A 25,155-nucleotide genomic window follows, 5' to 3' on the forward strand; every position below is an offset into this window, starting at 1 on the left:
TACCTTAACGCTATTAAGCAACAGCTTTACGAGCGTCTTTGATCAATTTCGCTACGCGTTCTGAAGTTGCTGCACCTGTAGCAACCCAGTGATCTACACGGTCTAGATCTAAACGTAGAGTTTCTTCTTGGCCTTTAGCTAAAGGATTGAAAAAACCAACACGTTCGATGAAACGACCGTCACGAGCATTGCGGCTATCAGCAACAACGATATTGTAAAATGGACGCTTTTTTGCGCCGCCACGAGCTAAACGAATGGTAACCATGCGTTTTATTCCTCTAATGATTTGCTAGTAAGCAAAAATAAAAACTGGGACTCCGTGTTCGCGAAGGGCCCCAGAGAAAGCCGCAAGATTTTACCTGATTTTTCAACTATTGCAACCAAATCCGTTGTTTTAAAAACCAAAGGGCTTATGGTCACATAGTTGATAATCAGTCTTACGAACTGATGTAGATAATTTTTTTGGAGTTTTAAAGCGAATTAACGCCCTGGAAACTTCATTCCAGGAGGCATCATTCCGCCCATGCCGCGCATCATTTTCTTCATGCCGCCTTTGCCTGACATTTTTTTCATCATTTTTTGCATTTGAGTAAACTGCTTCAATAAACGATTGACGTCTTGAATTTGAGTACCCGAACCTAATGCAATACGGCGCTTACGCGAACCTTTGATGATATCAGGACGTTGGCGTTCACCAGGCGTCATTGAATTAATAATGGCTTCCATTTGATTGGTCATTTTACCGTCTTGAACTTGAGCTAATGCTTCTGGAGGCAGTTGCCCTACCCCTGGAAGCTTTTCAATCATGCCCATCATGCCGCCCATGTTTTTCATTTGCTGCAGTTGTTCACGAAAATCTTCTAGATCAAATCCACCGCCTGACTTCACTTTTGAAGCAAGCTTCATCGCTTTGTCTTTATCGACACCACGTTCAACTTCTTCGATAAGTGACAATACGTCACCCATACCAAGAATACGTGACGCGATACGTTCTGGGTGGAACGGCTCTAATGCGTCAGTTTTCTCACCGACACCTAAAAACTTAATTGGCTTACCGGTAATGTTTCTAATTGATAATGCTGCACCGCCACGGGCATCACCATCAACCTTTGTTAAAATAACACCGGTTAAAGGTAGTGCTTCATTAAATGATTTAGCAGTATTTGCCGCATCTTGACCTGTCATTGCATCGACAACGAATAACGTTTCAACAGGTGTTACAGCAGCATGGAGATCTTTAATCTCATCCATCATGGCTTCATCAACATGCAAACGACCTGCAGTATCGACAATTACAACATCAATGAATTTTAATTTTGCATGCGCAATTGCAGCTGTCGCAATATCAATTGGTTTTTGGCTTACGTCTGATGGGAAAAAGTCCACTTCAACTTCTGCAGCCAAGGTTTCCAATTGCTTAATCGCTGCTGGACGATAAACATCGGCACTCACAACTAAAACAGATTTTTTCTCACGCTCACGTAAAAATTTTGCCAGTTTTGCAACACTGGTTGTTTTACCCGCGCCTTGCAAACCCGCCATCATTAATACTGCAGGTGGCTGGCTGGCTAAATCTAATGCTTCATTAGCTTCGCCCATCGCTTTTTCAAGTTCATTTTGGACAATCTTAATGAATGCTTGTCCTGGACTTAAACTTTTAGAGACTTCTTGACCGACTGCACGTTCTTTTACGCTGTTTACAAATTGGCGTACAACGGGCAAAGCAACATCAGCCTCAAGTAGTGCCATGCGCACTTCACGTAAGGTTTCTTTAATGTTGTCTTCGGTTAAGCGACCACGACCACTAATATTCTTGAGGGTTCGTGACAGTCTGTCGGTTAGATTCTCAAACATGCTCTGCTGTTTACCTTAAACGATTCGATAATTGCCGCCTATTATACCCAAACTACTTCAAGATGCGAGATTAGCCTGAGGCCTGTCTATTGATGTATGTCATTTTTCGTAAATTATTTGGAGTTAAATGGTGGAAACTGTTAAATTTTGAGTCTTGGGTCACTGCCCTAATGGGTAGGGTTCATGTTAATCTAAGATAAATATAGATGTGCTGATTTTATTTTTAAAAACAACCTGCACTCATAACTTGATAGGTTTATTCCAGATGGTCATTTTTTCAGCTTCGGCTATGTTGTTTTATTGCATTGCACTCGTATTAGTGACGAGTCGTTTGTTCCATGCAGAAGGGCCGAATCGTCGATTGGTCGCAATTTTTGCATCTATTGCCGTTGTGCTTCACGGTATTGCACTTTCGCAAACTATTTATACTGCTGACGGTCAAAACTTCAGTTTAACGAATGTGATTTCATTAGTTAACTGGATTATCGCCTTCAGCTTTACTATTATTATGCACCGCTTAAAGGTGATAGTTGTGGTACCTGTGGTTTATGCCTGCTCAGTTATTTCAGTTGCAGTGTTATGGCTCATACCACCACAGTACATTATTCATTTTGATATCCACCCTGAGATCTTAGCTCACATTGTGCTTTCTCTTATGGCTTACAGTGCATTAATGATTGCCGCGCTCTATGCGATTCAATTGTTATTGATTCAAAATAAGCTTAAAAACAAGAAAACCATGATGAGCCCTGGCATGCCCCCTTTAATGACAGTTGAAAAACAACTTTTTCATTTAGTCACTATCGGTATGTTCTTACTGACTCTTTCATTAATCACGGGGTTTGTGTTTTTAGAAGATATGTTTGAAGATGGTAAAGGTCATAAGGCAATTTTATCCATCTTAGCTTGGTTAGTATACGGCGCTATGCTATGGCAAAACTACACCATTGGTTGCCGTGTTCGCACAGCCGTCATCTACACATTATCAGGTGCAACATTATTATCTTTAGCTTATTTTGGCGCTCGAATAGTGACTGAAATCATTTTAAGATAAACTACAACTCTGGCAGGTTAACCTTCCCAGACTTGACACTCATGACGAATGATTGATACTCATCATTCGTCTTTTTTTTACTCAGTTTTTAATTACGTTTACTGGAGCCCTTTTTGGACGCTATTTCTACCAGCGCACTCCTCCTCTCTCTTCTAGTGTTAATCTTAATCTCAGCCTACTTTTCTGGGTCTGAGACAGCCATGATGACATTAAACCGCTACCGTCTTCGTCACCTTGCTTCTAGTGGGCATAAAGGGGCGCAAAGAGCATTAAAGATGCTTGAAAGGCCAGACAGGTTAATTGGTTTAATTCTAATTGGTAATAACCTCGTCAACATCTTAGCCTCGGCCATTGCCACCATTATTGGTATGCGCTTATTCGGCGATATGGGTGTGGCAATCGCAACGGGGGTGCTGACATTAGTAGTGCTGATATTTGCTGAAGTCACGCCGAAAACGGTTGCAGCTCTTCACCCTGAACGTATCGCTTTTCCATCTAGCTTCTTACTAAAAGCCCTGTTATCAGTGTTATGGCCACTGGTTAAAGTCATTAATCTGATCACATCAGGCTTTTTGCGTGTATTAGGTATAAAAAATATCAGTGTCAACGATGCATTAAGCCAAGAAGAGCTGCGCACTGTGGTTCATGAGGCTGGTGCACTGATCCCTCAGCGACATCAAGAGATGTTGATATCCATTCTCGACTTAGAAAAGGTCACCGTTGAAGATATTATGATCCCGCGATCAGACATCTATGCAATTAACGTCAATGACGAGTTCAAGTTAATCAATAAGCAAGTCACTCAAAGCCCACATACTCGAGTGTTGGTATATCGTGACAATATTGATGATGCAGTCGGATTTATTCACCTTCGTGATGCCCTTAGACTTCGCTCGAAAGAAGAATTCAGTAAGTCCTCTTTGCTTAGAGCAGTAAAAGAGTTGTACTTCATTCCTGAAGGTACACCGCTCACCGTACAACTATCTAACTTCCAGCAAAATAAAGAACGCTTTGGCTTAGTGGTTGACGAGTATGGTGACATTCAGGGGCTAGTGACGCTTGAAGATATCCTAGAGGAAATTGTCGGCGACTTTACCACTTCAATGATCACCACTGCCAGCGAGGATATTGATATTCAACAAGATGGCAGTTTTGTCATTGATGCAACGATCAACATCCGTGATTTGAACAAAGAAATGAAATGGGACTTTTCAATTGATGGCCCTAAGACACTCAACGGGCTTATCATCGAGTATCTAGAAGATATTCCTGATGCGGGAACAAACGTCACTATCGATAATTATAATATTGAAGTGATTGAGGTCTCTGACAACATGATTAAAGCGGTGAAAGTAGTACCTGGACTTAAAGAAGATACGACTGAAGAGTTGACTGATTAGTCCAATTCAAACGCCATCAAAAAAGGCGCTAATAAGCGCCTTTTTTATTGCTCGTATAAACTTTATTTCGCTTACTTTACGCTGCCTGACGGCGGTTGGCTTCTAATGCTCTTCTTTTATCTCGAGCGATAGGCGTAATTTCATGCTCTAAATTTTTGTTTAAGCCCATCATGAAGTACAACTCAGCCATTAAGAAAAAAGGGCCTATCAATAACTGATTTAAATCATCGATGAATGCAGGTTTCGCCTTTTCATATTTATGGCCAATAAACTGAATAACCCAACCGACAAAAAATACACCAACACCCACCATCCAAGCATTATCAAATTCAGCCACCATTGAAGAAGTCATCAGGACTGGGATAATAAAAATGGTTAAACCAAGCGCTAAGCCTTTATGCAATATAAAATAATATATCAATGTCCCCAAAGCGAAGATGGTTGCGATATTAATCTTAAATCCATCTTCGGCTAACAAAACAAAATTAATTGGGATTAGATTTAGCAATAAAAAAACAGACCAAATAATTAGCGGTACGCCAACAAAGTGAGTTTTAATATTTTTGGGGTTTAAATGCACACTTTTATAAGTGGCAAGTTGCTCAACGGCCGATTTCATTACGAGTCCTTATTATTTTTATCAAGTAACATCCTATTAACTTACCCTACTTCAACTATGGAGCTCAAGCTCTAGAATCATTCGCAGTTGTAATTTAATGCCCGATAAGAAATAAATACCAGCAAACACCTTTTGATAGAAGTCGAAAAAGGCGCCCAAAAAAGACGCCGAAGCGCCTTAATAGATTACTTGTGCAATCAAGTAGTGAAATCATCCTAATACCGATTTAAGACTCTATGATAACTGTCGCTACAGCATAGTGTTGCTCATCGGCGATGGTGATGTGAACATGGCTAGCGCCAAGTTCATTCATTCTCGTTAAGGCACCATCAGTAAAACTCACAATGGGGGCACCACTGTCATTATTGGCAATATGAATATGCTGAAATGACACCCCACGTCCAATGCCAGTGCCTAAGGCCTTGGCTGCAGCTTCTTTAGCAGCAAAACGCTTTGCAAGATATCGATGCGGTATTTTAGAACTCTGATAAATTTCAAGTTCTGCTGGCGTTAATACACGTTTAGCCAGTTTATCACCAAGGCGCATAAACTGGGTCTCAATACGAGCAATCTCGACAATATCAGTACCTAAGCCAATAACAGCCATTATTCGCCTCTGCGACCTTCTTGCATCAGTTGCTTCATGTCTTTTACTGCAACAGCTAAGCCGTCAATTGCTGCGCGCGCTATCACAGCATGACCGATGTTAAGTTCATACAACTCAGGAATAGCCGCAATTGGTTTGACATTATGGTAATGCAAGCCATGACCTGCATTAACAATCAGGCCTTTACCGTGAGCATATTTTGCCATTTCGGTAATACGCGTTAACTCTTGTAATTGCTCTGCATCAGTTTTCGCATCAGCATAACAGCCTGTGTGAATTTCAATATAAGGCGCTCCCGAGGCCACTGCAGCATCTATTTGTGCTTTGTCTGCATCAATAAATAAAGACACCTTAATACCCTGTGCCGCAAGACGTGTGACAGCTTGGGTGATTTTATCAAGTTGGCCCGCAACATCTAAACCACCTTCGGTAGTTAATTCCTCACGTTTTTCAGGTACCAAACAGGCATAAGCTGGCTTAACATCACAGGCAATTGAAATCATTTCTTCAGTCACAGCAAACTCAAAGTTCATCCGTGTTTTTAGGGTTTTGGCCAGTAGGTAAACATCACGATCAACAATATGTCTGCGATCTTCACGTAAATGAATGGTGATGCCATCAGCACCAGCATGTTCTGCCACTGCTGCGGCATGTACAGGATCAGGGTATTCAGTACCACGAGCTTGGCGTAAAGTGGCGATATGGTCGATGTTAATGCCTAATAAAATTCCACTCACTGTGGGCTCCTTATATATTTTTGTTCTTGTCTAATTTCAGCACTGTTATCAGAACTAATATCGTTCTAATATCAGTGCTAATCTGTTACTTCTTAATAAATAATTTTCTGCTTAGTAGTGGTTTTCCACCTAACAATGGAGTTAATAATAACCTCATTAATCCTTTCGCCTGCACTAAATTATTTTCAACAAGTTGTTTGGATTTTAAGTTAATCAGCATATCACCAGATAATAAATGGCGGCTATTTGTCACGTTTGCTGATGCCTGCTGAGCCACAGGTAAAAAGCCTTCATCGGCAATAATCCGATAACTCATATCAGGCATAATACTTTCCCCTTGAGTATCATATTCAAGTGAAGGTAAAGCGCCCAGTTCATTAAGCAATTCCATTTCAAAATAGCGTAAATGCTCTGAGCTAAACTCGCTCGCTAACGCCATCAAACTGCGATGATAATGCAAAAATAAGCTTTCGGCATGTTGGCCTGAGCTAAGTACTCTCACCAGAAGCTCATTAAGGTACATCGCAGAATATAAACTATTTGATTTTAAGGGAAGTGCTGGCGCTGCAGGTTCAATTTGGGTAATAAACTTAAGTGAAGAATCAGCTGAGTCTGATTTACTATTGAATTGAAATATCAGAGGCTGAAAAGGCTGGATGATACTTTTAATGGATTTTTTACCGCTGCCTACCCTGACTAATGCATCAAGGCGACCCACACCATCGACCAACAGATTGACAATCACACTGGATTCTCTGTAAGGACGATGATGGAGTATATAGCCGCGTAACATCGAAGAGACGACTAACGGCTATAGCATGAGATCAAGGCTGACATTGTATTAGTCTTCGCCGTAACCTAGACTGCGCAGTGCTCTTTCGTCATCTGCCCAACCTGATTTCACTTTCACCCACACTTCTAAGAATACTTTATTATCAAATAAGGTCTCCATATCAAGGCGTGCTTGGGTAGCAATGGTTCTAATACGCTCACCTTTGTTACCAATGACCATGCGTTTTTGGCCTGTACGCTCTACCAAAATCAAAGCATTAATTTGATAAACGCCATTGTCCATCATTTTAAACTGCTCAATCTCGACAGTGGCATCATAAGGTAGTTCATCACCTAAGAAGCGCATCAGCTTTTCACGCACAATTTCAGATGCCATAAAGCGCTGAGAACGATCAGTCACATAATCTTCAGGGAAATAAAACTGCCCTTCAGGTAAAGACTCTTCCGCTAAATCTAAAATACGTTGCACGTTGGTGCCTTTAGTGGCTGAAATCGGCAAAATCTCATCAAAAGCAAACTTTTCAGAGAGCTCTGCAAGATAAGGAAATAAGGCTTCTTTATCTTTAATGTTATCGACTTTATTAATGGCTAAAACAGTTTTACGCTTACCACTACCTTGTTGCAGCTTATTAAGCACCATTTCATCATCTTCAGTCCATGTCATACCATCAACAACAAACACAACCATAGACACATCAGCTAATGAACTGGCAGCAGCACGGTTCATCAAACGGTTAATAGCGCGTTTTTCGTCAATATGAAGACCTGGCGTATCAATAAAGATGATTTGTTTTGCTTCATCTGTATGAATACCCATAATACGGTGACGTGTGGTTTGCGGTTTTTTAGAAGTAATACTCACTTTCTGACCAAGTAACTTGTTCAGTAAAGTTGATTTACCCACATTTGGGCGACCTACAATGGCAACCATGCCACAAAAAGTCACTTCATATTTCGCTTCAGCAGCGGGTGCGGCACCATTCATCCTTGCCAATAATTCATCCAAGCTTGGCTCTGCTGGCGAGCTTTCTGGCAAGTCTGTTTTTTTGGTCATTTATTAATTAGCTCCAATACCTGAGCCGCAGCTAGCTGCTCAGCTTTTCTTCTAGAAGTACTGACACCTGTCACTACTTTATCTATTTCTGATATTCGACATTCAACCGTGAATGTTTGATTGTGCGCATCACCCTTAACATCTACAACAAGATATTCTGGTAATGGCTTTTTATAACCCTGTAAATATTCCTGAAGGATCGTTTTCGGATCCTTTTGGTTAATACCTGGTTTGATTTCAGCTAAGCGTTGCTTATACCAGGTCAACAATAGACCACGGCATGTTTCTATATCGGCATCAAGATAAATAGCACCGATGATCGCTTCAACAGCATCAGCGAGTATCGACTCGCGTCTAAAACCGCCACTTTTAAGTTCGCCTGGGCCTAAATAAAGGTAATCACCTAATTTAAACTCTTTCGCGATAACGGTAAGGGTTTCACCCTTTACTAATGTAGAGCGCATTCTACTCAAGTCACCTTCAGTGACTTTTGGAAACTGGTGATATAACGCATCTGAAATGATAATTGATAAAATCGAATCACCTAAAAACTCAAGACGTTCGTTATGCTTTGAAGCGGCACTTCGATGGGTTAACGCCTGAGTTAGCAGATCTACATTGGTAAACTCATAACCAAGTGTTCTACATAAACGTGGTAAGTTCTTAATTGGTTCCATTACTTAATTGCACCTACTCTGTCAAAACGCACACCCGTCGGCACCCAAGTTGGTAACCAGCTGCTTGCTGGTCGCTCAAACTCAAAACTAATCCAAATAGCGACTGCTTTACCAACTAGATTCGCTTCAGGTACAAAGCCCCAAAAACGACTGTCTGTACTATTATCGCGGTTATCACCTATGGCAAAATACTCACCTTCAGGAACAATAAACTCACCCACAGCGGTGCCAGCTTGCTCATAAAAATGATTACTAAAATCTGGTCGAGATGGGTTAATCAAAATGTCATGTTCAATATCACCAAGTTGCTCAGTGTAACGAGATAATGGGATACCTTCTTGAGAAAACTCACCACGATTAACGCTGCTTAATTTCACTGCTTTCGCTGGCGGGCAATTTGCACCATCGTCACATTTTGGTTCAATCAAAAACTGCTTATTTTGATAAACAATTCGGTCACCAGGTAAACCAATAACTCTTTTAATATAGTCTATTTGTGGGTTTTCTGGGTACTTGAATACGAACACATCACCGCGCTCAGGCTCACCCGTTTCAACTAATTTACTGCGCCATACTGGATCACGTAAACCATAGCTAAACTTCTCAACTAAAATAAAGTCACCCACGAGTAAAGTCGGCTTCATCGAACCTGATGGAATTTGAAATGGTTCATAAATAAACGAACGTAAAATCAACACAAAAGCAATGACAGGGAAAATAGAATGAGCAAATTCAACAACCGTTGATTCACGTATAATACTCTCTTTTGCTTCCTCACTAAGGTCTGCTTGTTTTGCTTCGGCTAAAGCAAGCGCTTCGCGGCGCTTTGGAGCAAAGAAAATAACATCAATTAGCCAAATCAAACCACTGACTAACGTGACGATGACTAAAATAAGAGAAAAATGGGCTGCCATTGGGTATTAAGCTCCTGCCTTTACACTTTTAAATGGGTTCAGTGATTAACACTGCTAAATAATGAGTATCCGACGGATAACATGCAGAATCACTATCTGTTGTGTTACAAAATATACAAAATCACTTCGATTGCAAAATTAACTTTTGCTCATCATCTTTGATGAAAAATAATAATTATTTTTAGGAATAACAACGCCGCAAACTGCGGCGTTATCTTCACTCTTAATAAAAGCCTTAATCAGGCATATTAATTAAGAGGTTAATCATTAAGCTTCAATACTGCTAAAAACGCTTCTTGTGGTACTTCAACATTACCAACTTGCTTCATGCGCTTTTTACCGTCTTTCTGCTTCTGCAGTAGTTTCTTCTTACGAGAAACATCGCCACCATAACATTTCGCAGTTACGTCTTTACGCATCGCTTTAATGTTTGAACGGGCAATAATCTGACTACCAACAGCCGCTTGAATCGCAATATCAAACATCTGTCTTGGGATAAGTTCTTTCATCTTATCAACAAGTGCTAGACCACGATGACGAATGTTTGAACGGTGAATAACCATTGCTAATGCATCGACGCGATCGCCATTAATCATGATATCTAAGCGCACCATGTCAGCTGGCTCGAAACGAATAAAGTTATATTCGAGTGAAGCGTAACCACGGCTGGTTGATTTTAGGCGATCGAAGAAATCCATAACCACTTCTGCCATAGGCAGTTCGTAAGTCACAGATACTTGATTACCGTGATAAACCATATTGGTTTGAACACCACGCTTTTCAACACATAAAGTAATCACATTACCTAGGTATTCTTTTGGCACCAACATATTCGCTTCAACGATAGGTTCGCGAATTTCTTCAATATTATTAATTGCCGGTAAATCTGATGGATTATCAACATACAGCACTTCGCCACGAGTCATTTCAACTTCGTAAACTACTGTTGGTGCTGTGGTAATCAAATCAAGATTATATTCACGCTCTAAACGCTCTTGAATGATCTCCATGTGCAATAAGCCAAGGTAACCAATACGGAAACCAAAACCTAATGCTGAAGAAGATTCAGGTTCGAAGAATAATGACGCATCATTCAAACTTAGTTTATTCAAGGCATCACGGAAGCTTTCAAACTCATCGGTTGAAATTGGGAATACACCCGCGTAAACCTGTGGAGTGACCTTTTTAAAACCAGGAAGTGGCTCTTCTGCGCCATTTTTGGCGTGAGTTAATGTATCACCAACCGGTGCACCATGAATCTCTTTAATACCAGAGATAACAAAGCCAACTTCACCTGCTTTTAATTCAGGTGTATCAGTTTGTTTAGGTGTAAAGATACCTACGCGGTCAGCATTATAATTCTGACCTGTCGACATCACTTTAAATTTGTCACCTTTCTTCAGTACACCATGTTTAATACGTACTAAAGAAACTACACCTAAATAGCTGTCAAACCATGAATCAATAATCAAAGCTTGCAGCGGCGCATCAATATCGCCTTCAGGTGGTGGAATGTCAGAAACAATCGTTTCTAAAACATCTTTGATACCAATACCCGTTTTCGCCGAACAACGAACCGCGTCCATGGCATCAATACCAACAATGTCTTCGATTTCAGCAGCAACGCGATCAGGATCAGCTTGTGGTAAATCAATCTTGTTTAAGATTGGTACCACATCCAGGTCCATTTCAAGGGCGGTATAACAGTTAGCCAGTGTTTGTGCTTCAACGCCTTGACCAGCATCAACAACTAACAATGCACCTTCACAAGCGGCTAATGAACGTGATACCTCATATGAGAAATCAACATGGCCCGGTGTATCAATGAAGTTCAATTGATAGGTTTCGCCATCATCAGCTTTATAATCGAGCGTAACGCTCTGTGCTTTAATGGTAATACCGCGCTCACGCTCGATATCCATAGAATCAAGTACTTGAGCGGCCATTTCACGGTCTGATAAACCACCACAAAATTGGATAAGGCGATCTGACAAGGTTGATTTGCCGTGATCGATATGAGCAATAACTGAGAAGTTTCTAATGTGTTTCATTTGGATGAAATGACTACTACTAAAATGATGGAAATAATGGTGCCAAATTGTACCTGAATAAGGGGTTAATACCAATCAGAATCAATAGGCCAACAGAAATCAGTGTAAAAATAGACAGTTTAGGCGGCAAACTTTAATGTTTTTACAAAGAATTTAGACATTTTTAACCGCGATGTAAACTCACTGCTTGCCCTAAATAAGCGGTTATTACTGGAGTAGAAGACTTTTCTAACTTTGCTGCTTGCTGTTTGCCAGCAAACCAAGCGCTCACTCCGCCCAATGCAGCGAACAACATTGAACTATAATCAGCATTAACATTGAGTAAATCACCAAGCCACAAACCCATTGCCGCGCCCACAAACAAACCGAACAGTGGCACAATATAAACAAGCATAGCTGCTTTTATAATAACGCTCTCCGGTAAAGCTAACTTGAGCAAATCACCCACTTCGCAAGGTTTTTCGCTCATCAATGAAAACCGCTGCCGCTTGACTGAAAACGCTTTTGCTACCGTCGAAGTACCGCAGTTCTCACTGCTAGAACAATGATTACAAGCACTTTTCAATTCAATTTCTACGGTTACCCAACCATCAGGATCATAAGCTGTGACAGTTGCCACCTCTTCCAGCATCGATTTTGACAATGCGGATTGCGGCGGCGTTGAAGGAGTTTGAGTTGAAGGCGTATCTGACATGCTAGATAGTTACTTCAAAATGAGACTTTTAGCAATACGATTTAGAGTTTCTGCTGGCACTTTACCAACAGCGACGACTTCAACGTTCCCAACTTGCTCAACGACCATAGATAAGCCATTGCGGGTAATGAGTTCATCTGGCATTGGGCTGTCACCCATGCGCGCAACATAAACCGAAATATTCACTAAACCGTCGCTTAAAGCAATATATTCAACTGATTCATCACTGCCAATTAAACGATGGTGATCTTTTACCACCATATGAAAACCTGCAGGTAACCAACTGAACTCCCAGTTCTGGCCTTTAATGCGCTCAGCAGGATTCATTACTGGCGGTAAACCTTGTTTTTCCGCTTCGATTAAAATTTTCGCAGGTTCGTTAAGTTCAAGTAACTCAATGACCATCATTTGTTCGAGCAATTGTTTTTCTTGATTCACCATGTCATATCGAAGTGGTAAACGTGTGTCCATATCAATCCACACTTGCGACATAAAGCGATTATCATCTACGGGAATAATACGGATCATCTGACCTGGACGGCCAGCGATTCTGCTGCGACCACCTAAGACAAACTGATAACCTTGCTCTAAAGAGCTAACATCAGTTGCAAAAATAGTTGGCCAAACACCTTGAATACGAGGAGCATTTATACTGTAAGCGGGTTGGTCGTGCTCAATAAAAGTGACAGTATCGGCAACTCTTACTGCATTTTTAGGTGGACCATTAAGGTATTCTAAAAAGGCAACTTCTTTATCATTCACCGTACCATGAAGATAAACCAATGGACGAATATGGTCTGCTTGAAGCTGAATAATAGAGGATTTGTACTGTTTGGTTTGTAGCGCTTGGCTCATACTTTCAAGCCAAGCTTTTGCAGACATTTCTTCTTCAGCAATACTTTCAGTATTGCTATTGGCAAATGTAGGAAATGCCAATACAACAAGGGCTAACAGGATTAGACGCAAGCTAACTCCAAATTATTTATTAACGTTTTGTTCAATAGCGTCATTGTGCTGCACAACGACACCTGAATTCAACCTTTGTTGTAGCATATGGTCTTGAATATAAGAATTAATTCTACGACGTTGCTCAACAACATTGTCATTACTAACGCTAGATTGATTCTGCACTGCGCCAGTTTGTAAACTCACAGGAGAAGCGGTACCCACTAATGGACGCGTGTTTAACACAGGTAATGGTGAATCAGCGTTTTGGTCTTGACCGTAATTTTGTACACCGACAATAGCAACCATAGCGACAGTAGCAGCAATTGCATATTGGCCAAATTGCTTAAAGAAAGGCACAACATTGTCTTTCTTAGTCTCAGTAGTAGCCACTTTGGCATCATGAGTTGACGTAGTTTCAGTTTGAGGCGCGATAATCGCAGGTTCTAACTCAATTGCTGCTGCAATGTTTGCAGTAAGATCTAAATCAATTGTCTGCGGTAACTCACCACGCATAGCATCACCAATCATATGATAGTTTTGCCACTGTTTGTGTGAGTTTTCGTCTGCTGACAGTTCCGCTAATGTTTTAGCATCTACTTCGCCGTCAACTGCTGATGAAACCCATTCTTGACCTGATTTAAGCATTTTTCACCTGTGTCAATAAAGACTATTACTGTTCCAGCAAAGGCTGGAGTTTTTTATCGATTGATTCCCTAGCTCGGAAGATTCTTGATCTTACCGTTCCAACAGGACAATCCATGATATTGGCAATATCTTCGTAACTCATACCATCAAGTTCACGAAGTGATATTGCAATCTTCAATTCTTCTGGCAACGTTTCTAAGGTTTCAAAAATCACCTTATTAATTTCATCCGACAAAACTAAACGTTCTGGAGATGCAAATTCTTTTAACGCATCACTGCCTTCGTAGTATTCAGCTTCTTCTGCATCAACACTGTTAGCCGGTGTTTTTCTGCTCTGAGAAACCAAATGGTTTTTTGCAGTGTTTACTGCAATTCGGTACAACCAAGTGTAAAACGCGCTTTCACCACGAAAATTAGGTAATGCACGATAAGCTTTAATAAAGGCTTCTTGTGCCACATCGGCGATGTCAGCTTGATTTCGAATATAACGTGATATCAAGCTCATTACTTTATTTTGGTACTTCTGAACTAACAGATTAAATGCGTTTTTGTCACCGCGTTGTACACGCTCAACTAACTGTTGATCACTTATTTGTCCACTCATCCGAGCCGACTACTCCTAAATCTATAATACTGATTTCTCAGTCGCTCGAATCATATTCACAATAAAGTAGACTCGCATGCTTTGAAAAAGTTCGATATTGAATGAAAAAAATTTAATTTTTTATAAAAAATGGTTAAATATCGCTTAATAGTAATGTCTCAGTACCCAATAAAGCGGTTTTGTTTTACCATTATAGAACCATATTAAGTCACCCATGATACCTTATGAAACAAGCAGTTGAACACCAATCTGATATTTTGGTTATAGGTAGTGGCGCAGCCGGGTTAACGCTGGCACTCCATCTAGCTGAAAAGTCTAAAGTTATTCTTCTTTCTAAAGGGCCGTTAGCTGAAGGCTCAACCTACTATGCCCAAGGCGGAATCGCTTCTGTATTTGATGAATCGGATACAATTGAGTCCCATGTAAGCGACACCTTGATTGCTGGTGCGGGCCTTTGTGACAAAGAAGTGGTGACTTATACTGCCGAAAATGCCAAAGCTTCAATGAAATGGCTAATTCAATGTGGTGTCGCTTTTGATAAGGAAGAAACTCCTGACGGCGATCAAAGCACAGCGCCTTATCATCTTACGCGCGAAGGCGGACATAGCCATCGTCGAATTTTGCATTCTGCTGATGCCACAGGCAAAGCGGTGCAAACGACTTTACAAGATCAAGCATTAGCGCATCCAAACATCCAAGTCTTAGAGCGTTATAATGCAATTGACCTTATTACGACTCGTAAATTAAACCGACCGGGTAACCGCGTTGTCGGTGCCTACGTTTGGAATCGAGACGCTGAGCATGTAGAAACTGTCACTGCAAAGTTTGTTGCAATCGCTACAGGCGGTAGTTCAAAAGTTTATCAGTATACTTCTAACCCTGATATTGCCAGCGGCGATGGTATTGCTATGGCTTGGCGCGCGGGTTGTCGTGTAGCCAATATGGAATTTAATCAATTTCATCCAACCTGTTTATACCATGCAGATGCGCGTAATTACTTATTAACTGAAGCATTACGCGGCGAAGGAGCATACCTTAAACGTCCCGATGGTAGTCGGTTTATGCCAGAGTTTGACGAGAGAGCCGAGCTTGCGCCTCGTGATATCGTCGCACGGGCCATCGATTATGAAATGAAGCGCTTAGGTGCAGACTGTTTATATCTTGATATCAGCCATAAACCTGCAGATTTCGTGATAAAGCACTTCCCTACGATTCATAAACGCTGTTTAGAATTTGGCATAGATATCACTACAGACCCAATTCCAGTGGTGCCTGCTGCGCATTATACTTGTGGTGGGATCATGACTGACTTACATGGTCAAACTGACATTAATGGCTTATACGCCATTGGCGAAGTGGCTTATACAGGTCTTCATGGTGCAAACCGTCTAGCAAGTAATTCATTATTGGAATGCCTCGTCTTTGCACGCGCGGCTGCACATGACATAGAAAGCTTATTAACAAAAATCCCAACGCCTGGCCCTGTCCCTCATTGGGATGAAAGTAAAGTGAGCAACTCAGATGAAGAAGTCGTCATTGCCCATAACTGGCACGAACTGAGATTATTCATGTGGGATTATGTCGGTATTGTAAGAACCGACAAACGCTTAGAGCGTGCTTTACGTCGCTGCGCTATGTTGCAACAAGAGATCCAAGAGTATTACAGCAACTTCCGAGTCAGTAATAACTTACTGGAATTAAGGAACTTGGTTCAAGTGGCTGAATTAATTATTCGCTGCGCAATGGAGCGAAAGGAAAGTCGAGGGTTGCACTATAATGCTGATTATCCGGAACAATTAGAAAATCCACAGCCGACCATCTTACAACCTGAAAGATAACGATTGATAAAGACGATTGAGATAGCTCCTGAGAAATGTCAGGAGCTATAATTTGATCATTGCGCTAGCAATATTAATTGTCTTGATTTCGTTTAAGTTTGTTTAATTGCCGACAAAGTTGTCGGTAATCTTTATCCGTGAGCATGTCGCTCCACACTATCAACAATTGCCTTTTCTTCTTTTTTGAACTTGATGATTCAAACTCAATAAATATCACACAAGCAAACACTGTCACGATAGCTGAGCGCCAAACGACAAAAGCATCATGATCAAGTGTTCCATCTCCCGTTTCAGAAAGGTATAAATCACAACGTTGCCGCCTAAGCTGGTTTATATGCCAAATGAAGAAGGCTGTGACCGCTAACAAGGTTAAACCACGCAATATACTCAAACCAACAAAGTGGCTTACAGGCCACAACAGAAAACTGGTTAAGCAAACACAAATGAGGACAATATGAGAGAGGAACTGGTTAAAAGAGGCGCTTAAAGTTACATGCACAGGTTAAGCGCCATTTCTTGCTTGATACAGCATTAAGAAGATAGGCAAAATAGAGATTCTATTTTTATTGAAACAGTTAAGGCTGAGGACGGCCACGTACTGTAATTACCATTTCAGCCATCGCGTTATTAGGGCACACTTCATGGCCCATAAACCATGCAAATAGCTCTGGGTCTTCACAAGCGAGTAGATCAATAAAGGTTTGTTTATCAATATCAGAAAGCGCTTCGTAATGTGCATCTACAAAAGGCTGAAACAGGACATCTAACTCGAGCATCCCTCTACGACATGCCCAGCGAACTCTAGCAATATTCATTAATTCCAATGCACTTCTCCTAACATCTTCTGAGGATATTTTATCTTTGATGTGAACTACGGTGTTCAACATCTTGTACCTGTGGATCAACACCTGCGAACAAATCAGTAAAATCAGTTTCTAATAACCGCTTAACTGCCGGGTGTTGGATCATCCGTTCGGCAAACATAACGTGATATTCTTCTTTAATATCGTCTGTTTCACCAATTAAAACCATACCTTGTGAGAGTATATCATGACGATAAATTGATGGAGCAACAAATATACCACGCTTAAACAGTCCAAACGCTTTCATCATCGCTGCATCGTCAAACTCACCTAATATGCTTACATCGAGGTTTTTTTCAGCAAACCATCTATGTAGCTGCTGCCCAAGAGATGTCCGCTTACCAGGGATTAATAGCTTTTCTTGTTCTAAGCATGCAGGGAAATCTAATGAGGGTTTTGAAGCAGCAAAAAAACTAATACCACACTCACCGAGCTTCTTAGATAAAATCTCAGGATATTTAAGTGATTCACCTGCTGAGTCAGACAAAATCATATCTAATTTGTGTTCACGTAAGCGCTGAATCAAGTTTTCATGGGTAGATTCATAACAACTCAAATGCATTGAGCCATCATTAGGGATCACTGTTAACAGCACACGGCTAGCTAAAGCTTTAGACAAAGCTGCAGCAAACCCAACTTCAAATAATATTGATTCATCTTTATGATAAGCCAATAAATCTAGCATCTCATAGCTGAGGCTAAACATTTTATCAGCATAGCGAAAAATTAATTCGCCTAATTCGGTGGGTTCTAATGAACGGCCTACGCGATTGAATAAACTGCCATTTAGGCGTTCTTCTAAAGCGCGAATTTGACCTGTAATCGTTTGCGGAGCGAGACATAAAGCTTCGGCGGCCTTAGCCACCGAACCTTTTTTTCTAACCATCCAAAAATAATATAGATGGTTATAATTTAAATGTTGCATGCATATAAACCAGCTAAGAAAGATGGTTTATTTTAATCGCTGACAGTCCAACAAGCTATCAATTAATATCGACAACTCGCTTAAGTTGTTAACGTTTTTAGCAGCAGTTTGTTCCTGAATAGCTAAAACGATATCATCTTTATGCGGTTTTCTGTCAGCACAAAAACTGCGGTTAGCCTCTTGATAACGCTTACCAGCTCGATACTTAAGTGCACGAGACTCATATCCATCATCAGCTTCTAAACGACTACCTGACGCATCAGTGTGATACATCAAAGCACCATCAACAACGCCATCTAAATAGCTTTTACATTCGTTTGATTCAACGCTTGTTTGACATACGTTAAACGAAGTAGCTTGGGCTGGCATGGTAACCACGCCCATTGCTAGAGCTAACATCAACAGTTTTATTTTCATTATTTGCACCAGCCCTATTTTGCTTTAGCTTTAGGAAGCACTTTATCAAGCCATACATAACCAATAACAGCAGCTAGCATAGATCCCATTAGAATACCTAAACGGGCAAAGTCACCAAAATGCTCAGGGGCTGATTCGAATGCAAGTGAAGAAATAAACACTGACATTGTGAAACCAATACCACACATGATAGAGACTGGAATAATTTGATTCCAAGTAATACCAGGTGGTAGTTCAGCCCATTTTAGTTTTACAGCAGTATAACTGAACAATAATACACCTACTGGCTTACCAAGCAGCAGACCTAGGATAATACCGATAGTTACAGGCTCAGCCAATGAAGTGATGCTCATTCCTGATAGCGATAATCCAGCATTAGCAAATGCGAACACAGGTAAAATGAAGAATGTGCTCCATGGGTGTAAGCTATGCTCTAAGTGTTCAGATGGTGAAGACCCATCTTTAGCACGTAAAGGAATACAGAAAGCAATAATCACACCTGCTAATGTCGCATGCACACCAGATTTAAGAACAGCAACCCATAGAATCACACCTAATAAACCGTATGGGATTAATGAACTAACGCCCTTACGATTCAATGCAACCATCAATGAAATTGAAATTGCTGCAACGATTAAGCTCGTCATTGATAAATCAGCACTGTAGAACAGAGCGATAATCACGATCACACCTAAATCATCCATAATAGCTAACGCTAATAAGAACACTTTCAGTGCAACAGGAACACGGCTGCCTAATAAAGCCATAATACCTAGAGCAAATGCAATATCAGTCGCAGCAGGAATTGCCCAACCAACTTGCGTCACAGGATCTGAATAGTTGAATGCCAGATAGAATAAAGCAGGGAATACCATGCCGCCGATAGCAGCAAAAGTAGGTAAAGATGCTTTGGCAACACTTGAAAGTGCACCTTCTAATAGTTCACGCTTTACTTCTAAACCAATAAGTAAGAAGAATAGAGCCATTAGTCCGTCGTTAATCCATAATAATAATGGCTTATCAATATCTAATGAACCCACACGCACTTGGACTTCTGTATCAAGGAAACCACTGTATAAACCCGCTAATGGCGAATTTGCCATTATCATAGCCAGTGCTACAGAGATCATTAAAATGATACCCCCTGCAGATTCTTGACTTAAGAAATTCTTAATTGCACGTTCCATATATAACTCCATAAAAAACAATTATTATCAGTCTATCGGATTTTTTCAAACAATCATAATCGTTAGTTTCGCTCTTATAGCTCGGCTTTTCCGATGTGTTAATCAACTTTTACAGCACCAAGTCACAACATGAAAGCCAATTGAGACTCAGATCTACGTTTGAGCGGAAGTTTGCACACAAAACAGAAATAAGCGCATATTTATTTAACTGAGCAATAATCGTGCGCTTGACGAAATTAAATACAATTAACTGAATTAGTAACTAATAAAATAACAATACGCTAGTTTAGTTTTTACACAAGAATATTAGACTAGTGCAATATAGCTTGTGGTTTTAGCCACATTTAATACTAACTAAAACTGATTGCATAACTATTAAAATATTTTAAGAAAACGATCATCTTTTAGCTGAGAGCTAAGGCTTGTTATTTTTCACTTAGGTTACTTTGTTGGGAAAAGCCATCTTTCACGCGATACATTTAGGCATCAAATGTAGATGACTTATTTTTTGTTGACATAGAAGCACAAGTTAAGTGCTACTTGGTCAGTATTAGCACTAATGATTTTAAATGAATGAACCCATTTAAAATGAGTTCATCAGTCTTAGATATTTAATTTTTGGCTATGGAAGCATTTCGCTAACTATACTGAGAAGGGATATTTTATCGCTTCATGGTGTTGATAGCCCACCACTTCAAAATCATCCATTGTTACCCAAGTTTCAAGATCTTTCAGGGTTTTAATCTTAGGATTAATCTTAAGTTGTGGTGACGGGAAAGGTTCACGCGTCAATTGCTCATTTTTCATTAAGTCTAATTGGTCTTCATAGATATGAGCATTGATAATTTTGTGATAAGCCATTCCAGGCTTATTGCCAGTAATCTGCGCCATCAACGCAAGGAAGGTATAAACTTGAATTTGATTAAAGTTGAGTCCAAGCGGCACATCACAAGAACGCTGGTAGCTGGTTAAATAAAGCGTGTCGCCTAATAATGAAAAGGTGTGAGTGTGCATGCATGGACGCAAACAGCCCATATCAAATTCACCAGGGTTATAGAATGTGATAATTTCACCACGGTCATCCACACCTTTAGATAAGTTATCAACGATTTTAGCTAGTTGATCAACAGTACCACCAGAGGTTTTCTGCCAGCGACGGCCTTGAACGCCATACACACGACCCATATCGTCTTCCCCTTTACGATGTGGGTTAGCTAGCCAACTCTGATTATCATTCGAATTCATGTCCCAAGTTTTGGTTCCTAAAGCACGAAAATCAGCGGCACTATCATAACCTCTGATATAGCCAATTAGCTCTGCAATTGCAGACTTCCAATAACTTTTTCGAGTTGTAATAATAGGAAATTGGTTATTCTTGACGTCATATTGCAAATCAGCATTAATCACGGTTAAACAGCGCTTTCCTGTTCGTTCGTTTTCAATCCAATGACCGTTATCGACGATGTTCTGACAAAGATCTAAATACTGACGCATTCTTCATTCCTATTATTATAAGGTTCAACCCACCAACAAATGTCAAAAGTGACGTTCACATAGGGACTGTCGGCAAAAAACAATGATACCAATAAATCTACACCGATAAAGCCATTTTTATTCCAACAATCATCAAAAGCCCGGCAAAAACTCGCTTTAAAATTGGTGTAGGCCAAGTACTTGCAGCTTTAACACCCAATGGCGCGATTAACATTGAACTGATAATAATCCCTGCCAATGCGGGAAGATAAATAAAGCCAAATGTCCCTTCAGGCAAATCAGTAACCTTCATACCGGCGATGATGTAGCCTGTTGTACCTGATATTGCTATCAAACAACCTGTCACAGATGAAAATCCAACCGCTTGCCGCATTTGCAAACCACAAAAAGTTAAAAAAGGTACCAGTAAAACACCGCCACCAATTCCCATTAACCCAGCAATGATGGCTATTAATGTGGAAACTAAAAATAGCACCACAAACTTCGGTGTTTGTTTATTCGCTTTAGGTTTAAAGGGAAATGCCATTTGTATTGCCATTAACACTACAAACACGGCAAAAGCACGTTGCAGATCATCAGAAGCAATTTGTTCAGAGATAAAACCTGAAGCTAGTGCGCCAATTAATATACCTGGCAACATAGGTTTAAACAGCGTCCAAGGCACATTGCCTCTTTTATTATGCGCAACAGCAGAAGAAAGCGAGGTTAAAATGATCGAAGCGAGTGAAGTCGCAATAGCTACATGGGTGAGTTGGCTTGATTCAACACCGACCCATGGCAAGAGATATATAAGTGCTGGGACAATAATTAAGCCGCCACCGATCCCCAGTAACCCAGCCATAAAACCTACGAAGCCGCCAAGTACTAGGCATATAGAAAAAACCAATAAAATATTGTCCACAGTAAAACCTTATCCGTGTAAAAGCAGAACTTAATGCAAGATTGATATTAAATCGTGTTCATTAAGGTATTCGTTGAGTAAGAGGCGTACCTGTTCTCCATTAGATAAAGTCAGTGCTTTATCTAATAACAGTTCAAGAGACTGCTTATCAATTCGTCTTAGTAAGTAGTTGATCCTTGCGATACTGCCTTGGTTCATACTCAACTTTTGGTATCCCATTGCAACTAATAGCAAAGCGCCCATGGGCTCTCCAGCTAACTCGCCACAAATACTGGCATCTAAACGATAGCGATTACAATCGGTAATCGTCCATTTTAACGCTCTTAATACCCCAGGATGAAAACTATCAAACAAAGGGCTAACACTGGGATTATTTCTATCTACTGCAAGTAAATATTGGGTTAAATCATTACTGCCCACAGACACAAAATCGACACGCTTGGCAACATCTTCTAATTGGAATAATAATGAAGGGACTTCTAACATGACGCCGATTTTAGGCTTAGGAATACTTCTATTTAATTCTTCAGTAATCTCACTAAAAGCCTGCTCTAGATACAGTAAAGTACGATCAATTTCATCTAGATTACTGACCATTGGCAGTAAGATTTGCAACTGTGCAGAATCTGCATTAGCGGTTAGCATTGCGCGCAATTGCATTAAAAACAATTCTGGGTGATCTAAAGATAATCGAATGCCGCGCCAACCCAAAAATGGATTATCTTCGTTAATCGGGAAATAAGGTAACGGTTTATCGCCGCCAACATCAAGAGTACGCATGACGACAGGTCTATCGCGAGCAGCTGACAAAACCTGTTTATAGACATGCACCTGTTCTACTTCACTTGGAAAGCGCTGATGCAACATAAAAGGAATTTCAGTACGGTACAGCCCAATGCCATCAGCCCCTTCTGCCATATCAGTACTCAAGCCACTTAATAAACCTGCATTGAGATACAACTGTATACGGTGACCATCGAGTGTTTGTGCTGGTAAAGATAACTCAGCAGAGAACTGACGTTGCTGCGCCTGGTTTTCTGAAATGAGCGTGTAATACTCGTGAAGCACTGCATCTGATGGATCGACCAACAGCTGGCCACTGTTGGCATTTAAAACGAGTTTTTTATCATCAATGTTAGCAGCTAGTACTTGATCAGCACCCACAATTGCGGGAACACCCAAAGCGCGAGCAAGAATTGCTGCATGGGCGTTCACGCCGCCAAGTTCGGTCACAATACCTGCGAGTTTTCCACGCGGAAACTCAGCCAATAACGTGGCATCGACTTCTTTAGCGACTAAAATAACGGGTTTTGCAGGGGCTAGGTCTAATTTATCAGGCTCAATAAGTTGGCGAAGTACCTTTTGGCCTAATTCACGGATATCACTGGCTCTTTCCTTAAGGTAAGGATCTTCCATTGCCATGAATTGCTCAATATAACGCATTGACACACGGCTTACTGCAGACTCTGCTTGCCAGCCTTGTTCTACTTCACGTAAGTATTCGCCACCTAAACTTGCTTCATTGAGTAGTAGTTGCAAAGCTGAAAATATCGAAGCGATATCGTCTACTTTTTCGCGATCAAAACGTTGAGACAATGTGCTAATAATGTCACTACAGCGCTGCATCGCGGTCTTTAATCTTTGTAACTCTTTTTCAGTATCAGAAGATTTACGCTCATCTTGAACTAGCGAGATTTCGCCACCTAAAACAAACGCATCTGCGATTGCAATGCCCTTAGATGCGCTTGTGCCTTTAAACACAACTTGCTGCTGAACGTTACTGATAGCCGCTTTATTTTTTAAGCTGCGCACCACAACGGCTAGTTGCGCGGCAAGTGTCATTAAAAAAGCTTCTTCATTTTCACTAAATTGTCTTGGCTGTGGCTGTTGCACCACGATAACCCCGACGACTTGCTTTTGAAAAATGATCGGCACAGCAAGAAAAGCACGATACTCTTCTTCTTCAACTTCTGGGAAAAATTTAAAACGATGATGAGACTTTGCATCGGCAAGATTAACTGCTTCTTCCTTTTCAGCAGCTAAGCCAACTAATCCTTCAGATAAAGGCATTTTTACACTATTGATGGCTGCACTAGCAAGTCCATCGGTTGCAGAAAGCACAAGATGTTGTTGCTCAAGAATATAGATTGAGCAGCATTGTGTTTGCATCGCTAACTTAGTTTGCGACACTAACACATTTAATGCTGATTCAAGGCTGCTGGCTCCTGCAACAGCTTGAGTGATATCCCTGAGCGTGTTTAACACTTTCCTTGCCCTCTTTAAACGCTAATTAGCTGCGATGTCGACCTCTTTTTCGGCTAGGCTCACGCCCTTGAAATGCCAATGTGGTGAAAGCAAACTCTTTCATTACTTTACGATAAACATCACGTTTGAAAGAAACTACTTGCCTTACAGGGTACCAATAACTCACCCAACGCCAGTCATCAAACTCAGGATGACCACATGAGTTGAGATTAATACTGTCATCGCTATCTTTGAGCTGTAATAAATACCACTTTTGTTTTTGGCCAATACACACAGGTTTGCTTTCCTGTCTGATCAATCTTTTTGGTAAACGATATCTTAACCATGAACGTGTTGACGTTAAAATTTGCACATTTTCAGGTTTCAGACCCACTTCTTCATACAACTCTCGATACATAGCTTCTTCTGGGCTTTCACCATCATCTACGCCACCTTGAGGAAATTGCCATGAATGTTGTCCAAACCGTCTGGCCCACATAACTTGACCATATTTGTTACAGATAATAATGCCCACATTTGCGCGAAAGCCGTCGCTATCAATCACATGGACTCCAATTACACTACAAATTAATGACTAGATTGTTTCACAAAGCTTGCCTACGGGCAAACAAGGAT

The 25,155-nt window shown here is 40.7% G+C and carries 26 protein-coding genes; 3 read left to right on the top strand and 23 right to left on the bottom strand.

Going from position 1 to position 25,155, the window contains the following annotated elements; all coding sequences use genetic code 11:
* Positions 1–13: 13 nt before the first annotated feature.
* Entirely contained in the window at positions 14–265 is a 252-nt protein-coding gene (gene rpsP, locus BCU84_RS19365) for a 30S ribosomal protein S16 (protein ID WP_055025607.1), read from the bottom strand.
* Between the two features lie 215 nt (positions 266–480).
* Positions 481–1,854, bottom strand: a complete 1,374-nt coding sequence (ffh, locus tag BCU84_RS19370; protein WP_102529685.1) for a signal recognition particle protein — start codon at positions 1,852–1,854, stop codon at positions 481–483.
* Positions 1,855–2,119: 265 nt separating this feature from the next.
* On the opposite strand from ffh, the gene ccsA reads away from it, so the two are divergent.
* Together ccsA and BCU84_RS19380 are read left to right on the top strand one after the other, a co-directional pair.
* Entirely contained in the window at positions 2,120–2,908 is a 789-nt protein-coding gene (gene ccsA, locus BCU84_RS19375) for a cytochrome c biogenesis protein CcsA (RefSeq protein WP_102529686.1), read from the top strand.
* Between the two features lie 113 nt (positions 2,909–3,021).
* Positions 3,022–4,308, top strand: coding sequence for a CNNM domain-containing protein (locus BCU84_RS19380; protein ID WP_102529687.1), 1,287 nt, complete (start codon positions 3,022–3,024; stop codon positions 4,306–4,308).
* Between the two features lie 76 nt (positions 4,309–4,384).
* On the opposite strand, the gene BCU84_RS19385 is transcribed toward BCU84_RS19380, so the two are convergent.
* The 12 genes from BCU84_RS19385 to rpoE form a co-directional block, all read right to left on the bottom strand.
* Complete coding sequence (locus tag BCU84_RS19385) at positions 4,385–4,927, bottom strand: Mpo1-like protein (RefSeq protein ID WP_102529688.1); 543 nt, start codon at positions 4,925–4,927, stop codon at positions 4,385–4,387.
* Between the two features lie 226 nt (positions 4,928–5,153).
* Positions 5,154–5,534 carry a holo-ACP synthase gene (gene acpS, locus BCU84_RS19390; RefSeq protein WP_102529689.1) on the bottom strand — a complete coding sequence of 127 codons (381 nt, stop codon included), beginning with the start codon at positions 5,532–5,534 and terminating at the stop codon, positions 5,154–5,156.
* Positions 5,534–6,271 carry a pyridoxine 5'-phosphate synthase gene (pdxJ, locus tag BCU84_RS19395; RefSeq protein WP_102529690.1) on the bottom strand — a complete coding sequence of 246 codons (738 nt, stop codon included), beginning with the start codon at positions 6,269–6,271 and terminating at the stop codon, positions 5,534–5,536. Before pdxJ ends, acpS begins: the two co-directional genes overlap by 1 nt.
* An 85-nt stretch (positions 6,272–6,356) precedes the next feature.
* A complete protein-coding gene (recO, locus tag BCU84_RS19400; protein WP_102529691.1) occupies positions 6,357–7,064 on the bottom strand; it encodes a DNA repair protein RecO in 708 nt (235 codons plus the stop codon).
* 48 nt (positions 7,065–7,112) lie between these two features.
* The gene (gene era, locus BCU84_RS19405) at positions 7,113–8,117 is read right to left on the bottom strand and encodes a GTPase Era (protein ID WP_102529692.1); all 1,005 of its coding nucleotides are present in this window, start codon (positions 8,115–8,117) and stop codon (positions 7,113–7,115) included.
* Positions 8,114–8,794 carry a ribonuclease III gene (gene rnc / locus BCU84_RS19410; protein WP_102529693.1) on the bottom strand — a complete coding sequence of 227 codons (681 nt, stop codon included), beginning with the start codon at positions 8,792–8,794 and terminating at the stop codon, positions 8,114–8,116. The genes era and rnc overlap by 4 nt, the downstream gene beginning before the upstream one ends.
* The gene (gene lepB / locus BCU84_RS19415) at positions 8,794–9,708 is read right to left on the bottom strand and encodes a signal peptidase I (protein WP_102529694.1); all 915 of its coding nucleotides are present in this window, start codon (positions 9,706–9,708) and stop codon (positions 8,794–8,796) included. Before lepB ends, rnc begins: the two co-directional genes overlap by 1 nt.
* A gap of 260 nt (positions 9,709–9,968) precedes the next feature.
* Positions 9,969–11,759 carry a translation elongation factor 4 gene (lepA, locus tag BCU84_RS19420; RefSeq protein ID WP_102529695.1) on the bottom strand — a complete coding sequence of 597 codons (1,791 nt, stop codon included), beginning with the start codon at positions 11,757–11,759 and terminating at the stop codon, positions 9,969–9,971.
* A gap of 163 nt (positions 11,760–11,922) precedes the next feature.
* Positions 11,923–12,390 (bottom strand): SoxR reducing system RseC family protein, encoded by a 468-nt coding sequence (locus BCU84_RS19425; RefSeq protein ID WP_102529788.1) that lies wholly within the window; start codon positions 12,388–12,390, stop codon positions 11,923–11,925.
* Positions 12,391–12,462: 72 nt separating this feature from the next.
* Entirely contained in the window at positions 12,463–13,419 is a 957-nt protein-coding gene (locus BCU84_RS19430) for a MucB/RseB C-terminal domain-containing protein (RefSeq protein ID WP_102529696.1), read from the bottom strand.
* Between the two features lie 12 nt (positions 13,420–13,431).
* Positions 13,432–14,046 carry an anti sigma-E factor RseA C-terminal domain-containing protein gene (locus BCU84_RS19435; protein ID WP_102529697.1) on the bottom strand — a complete coding sequence of 205 codons (615 nt, stop codon included), beginning with the start codon at positions 14,044–14,046 and terminating at the stop codon, positions 13,432–13,434.
* Positions 14,047–14,071: 25 nt separating this feature from the next.
* Entirely contained in the window at positions 14,072–14,650 is a 579-nt protein-coding gene (rpoE, locus tag BCU84_RS19440) for an RNA polymerase sigma factor RpoE (protein WP_102529698.1), read from the bottom strand.
* A gap of 224 nt (positions 14,651–14,874) precedes the next feature.
* Here rpoE and nadB point away from each other — a divergent pair, with 224 nt between their 5' ends.
* Positions 14,875–16,488: an L-aspartate oxidase gene (gene nadB / locus BCU84_RS19445; protein WP_102529699.1), complete on the top strand. Its 1,614-nt coding sequence runs from the start codon at positions 14,875–14,877 to the stop codon at positions 16,486–16,488.
* Between the two features lie 73 nt (positions 16,489–16,561).
* Here nadB and BCU84_RS19450 read toward each other — a convergent pair whose 3' ends face one another.
* The 9 genes from BCU84_RS19450 to rppH all read right to left on the bottom strand — a co-directional run bounded on the left by BCU84_RS19450 (position 16,562) and on the right by rppH (position 25,084).
* Complete coding sequence (locus BCU84_RS19450) at positions 16,562–16,987, bottom strand: protein YgfX (protein WP_102529700.1); 426 nt, start codon at positions 16,985–16,987, stop codon at positions 16,562–16,564.
* A gap of 76 nt (positions 16,988–17,063) precedes the next feature.
* Positions 17,064–17,312: a succinate dehydrogenase assembly factor 2 gene (locus tag BCU84_RS19455; protein WP_102529701.1), complete on the bottom strand. Its 249-nt coding sequence runs from the start codon at positions 17,310–17,312 to the stop codon at positions 17,064–17,066.
* Positions 17,313–17,343: 31 nt separating this feature from the next.
* Positions 17,344–18,276: a transcriptional activator NhaR gene (gene nhaR, locus BCU84_RS19460; RefSeq protein ID WP_102529702.1), complete on the bottom strand. Its 933-nt coding sequence runs from the start codon at positions 18,274–18,276 to the stop codon at positions 17,344–17,346.
* 27 nt (positions 18,277–18,303) lie between these two features.
* Complete coding sequence (locus BCU84_RS19465) at positions 18,304–18,693, bottom strand: hypothetical protein (protein WP_102529703.1); 390 nt, start codon at positions 18,691–18,693, stop codon at positions 18,304–18,306.
* 14 nt (positions 18,694–18,707) lie between these two features.
* The gene (nhaA, locus tag BCU84_RS19470) at positions 18,708–19,880 is read right to left on the bottom strand and encodes a Na+/H+ antiporter NhaA (protein ID WP_102529704.1); all 1,173 of its coding nucleotides are present in this window, start codon (positions 19,878–19,880) and stop codon (positions 18,708–18,710) included.
* Between the two features lie 642 nt (positions 19,881–20,522).
* Positions 20,523–21,374 (bottom strand): thymidylate synthase, encoded by an 852-nt coding sequence (locus tag BCU84_RS19475; RefSeq protein WP_102529705.1) that lies wholly within the window; start codon positions 21,372–21,374, stop codon positions 20,523–20,525.
* A gap of 97 nt (positions 21,375–21,471) precedes the next feature.
* Positions 21,472–22,275: a sulfite exporter TauE/SafE family protein gene (locus tag BCU84_RS19480; RefSeq protein ID WP_102529706.1), complete on the bottom strand. Its 804-nt coding sequence runs from the start codon at positions 22,273–22,275 to the stop codon at positions 21,472–21,474.
* A 30-nt stretch (positions 22,276–22,305) separates the two neighbouring features.
* Positions 22,306–24,540, bottom strand: coding sequence for a phosphoenolpyruvate--protein phosphotransferase (gene ptsP, locus BCU84_RS19485; protein WP_102529707.1), 2,235 nt, complete (start codon positions 24,538–24,540; stop codon positions 22,306–22,308).
* A 25-nt stretch (positions 24,541–24,565) separates the two neighbouring features.
* A complete protein-coding gene (rppH, locus tag BCU84_RS19490; protein ID WP_102529708.1) occupies positions 24,566–25,084 on the bottom strand; it encodes an RNA pyrophosphohydrolase in 519 nt (172 codons plus the stop codon).
* Positions 25,085–25,155: the final 71 nt, after the last annotated feature.

Origin of the sequence: Shewanella sp. 10N.286.51.B7 (genome assembly GCF_002873615.1) — a bacterium.
GTDB lineage: Bacteria > Pseudomonadota > Gammaproteobacteria > Enterobacterales > Shewanellaceae > Shewanella > Shewanella electrodiphila.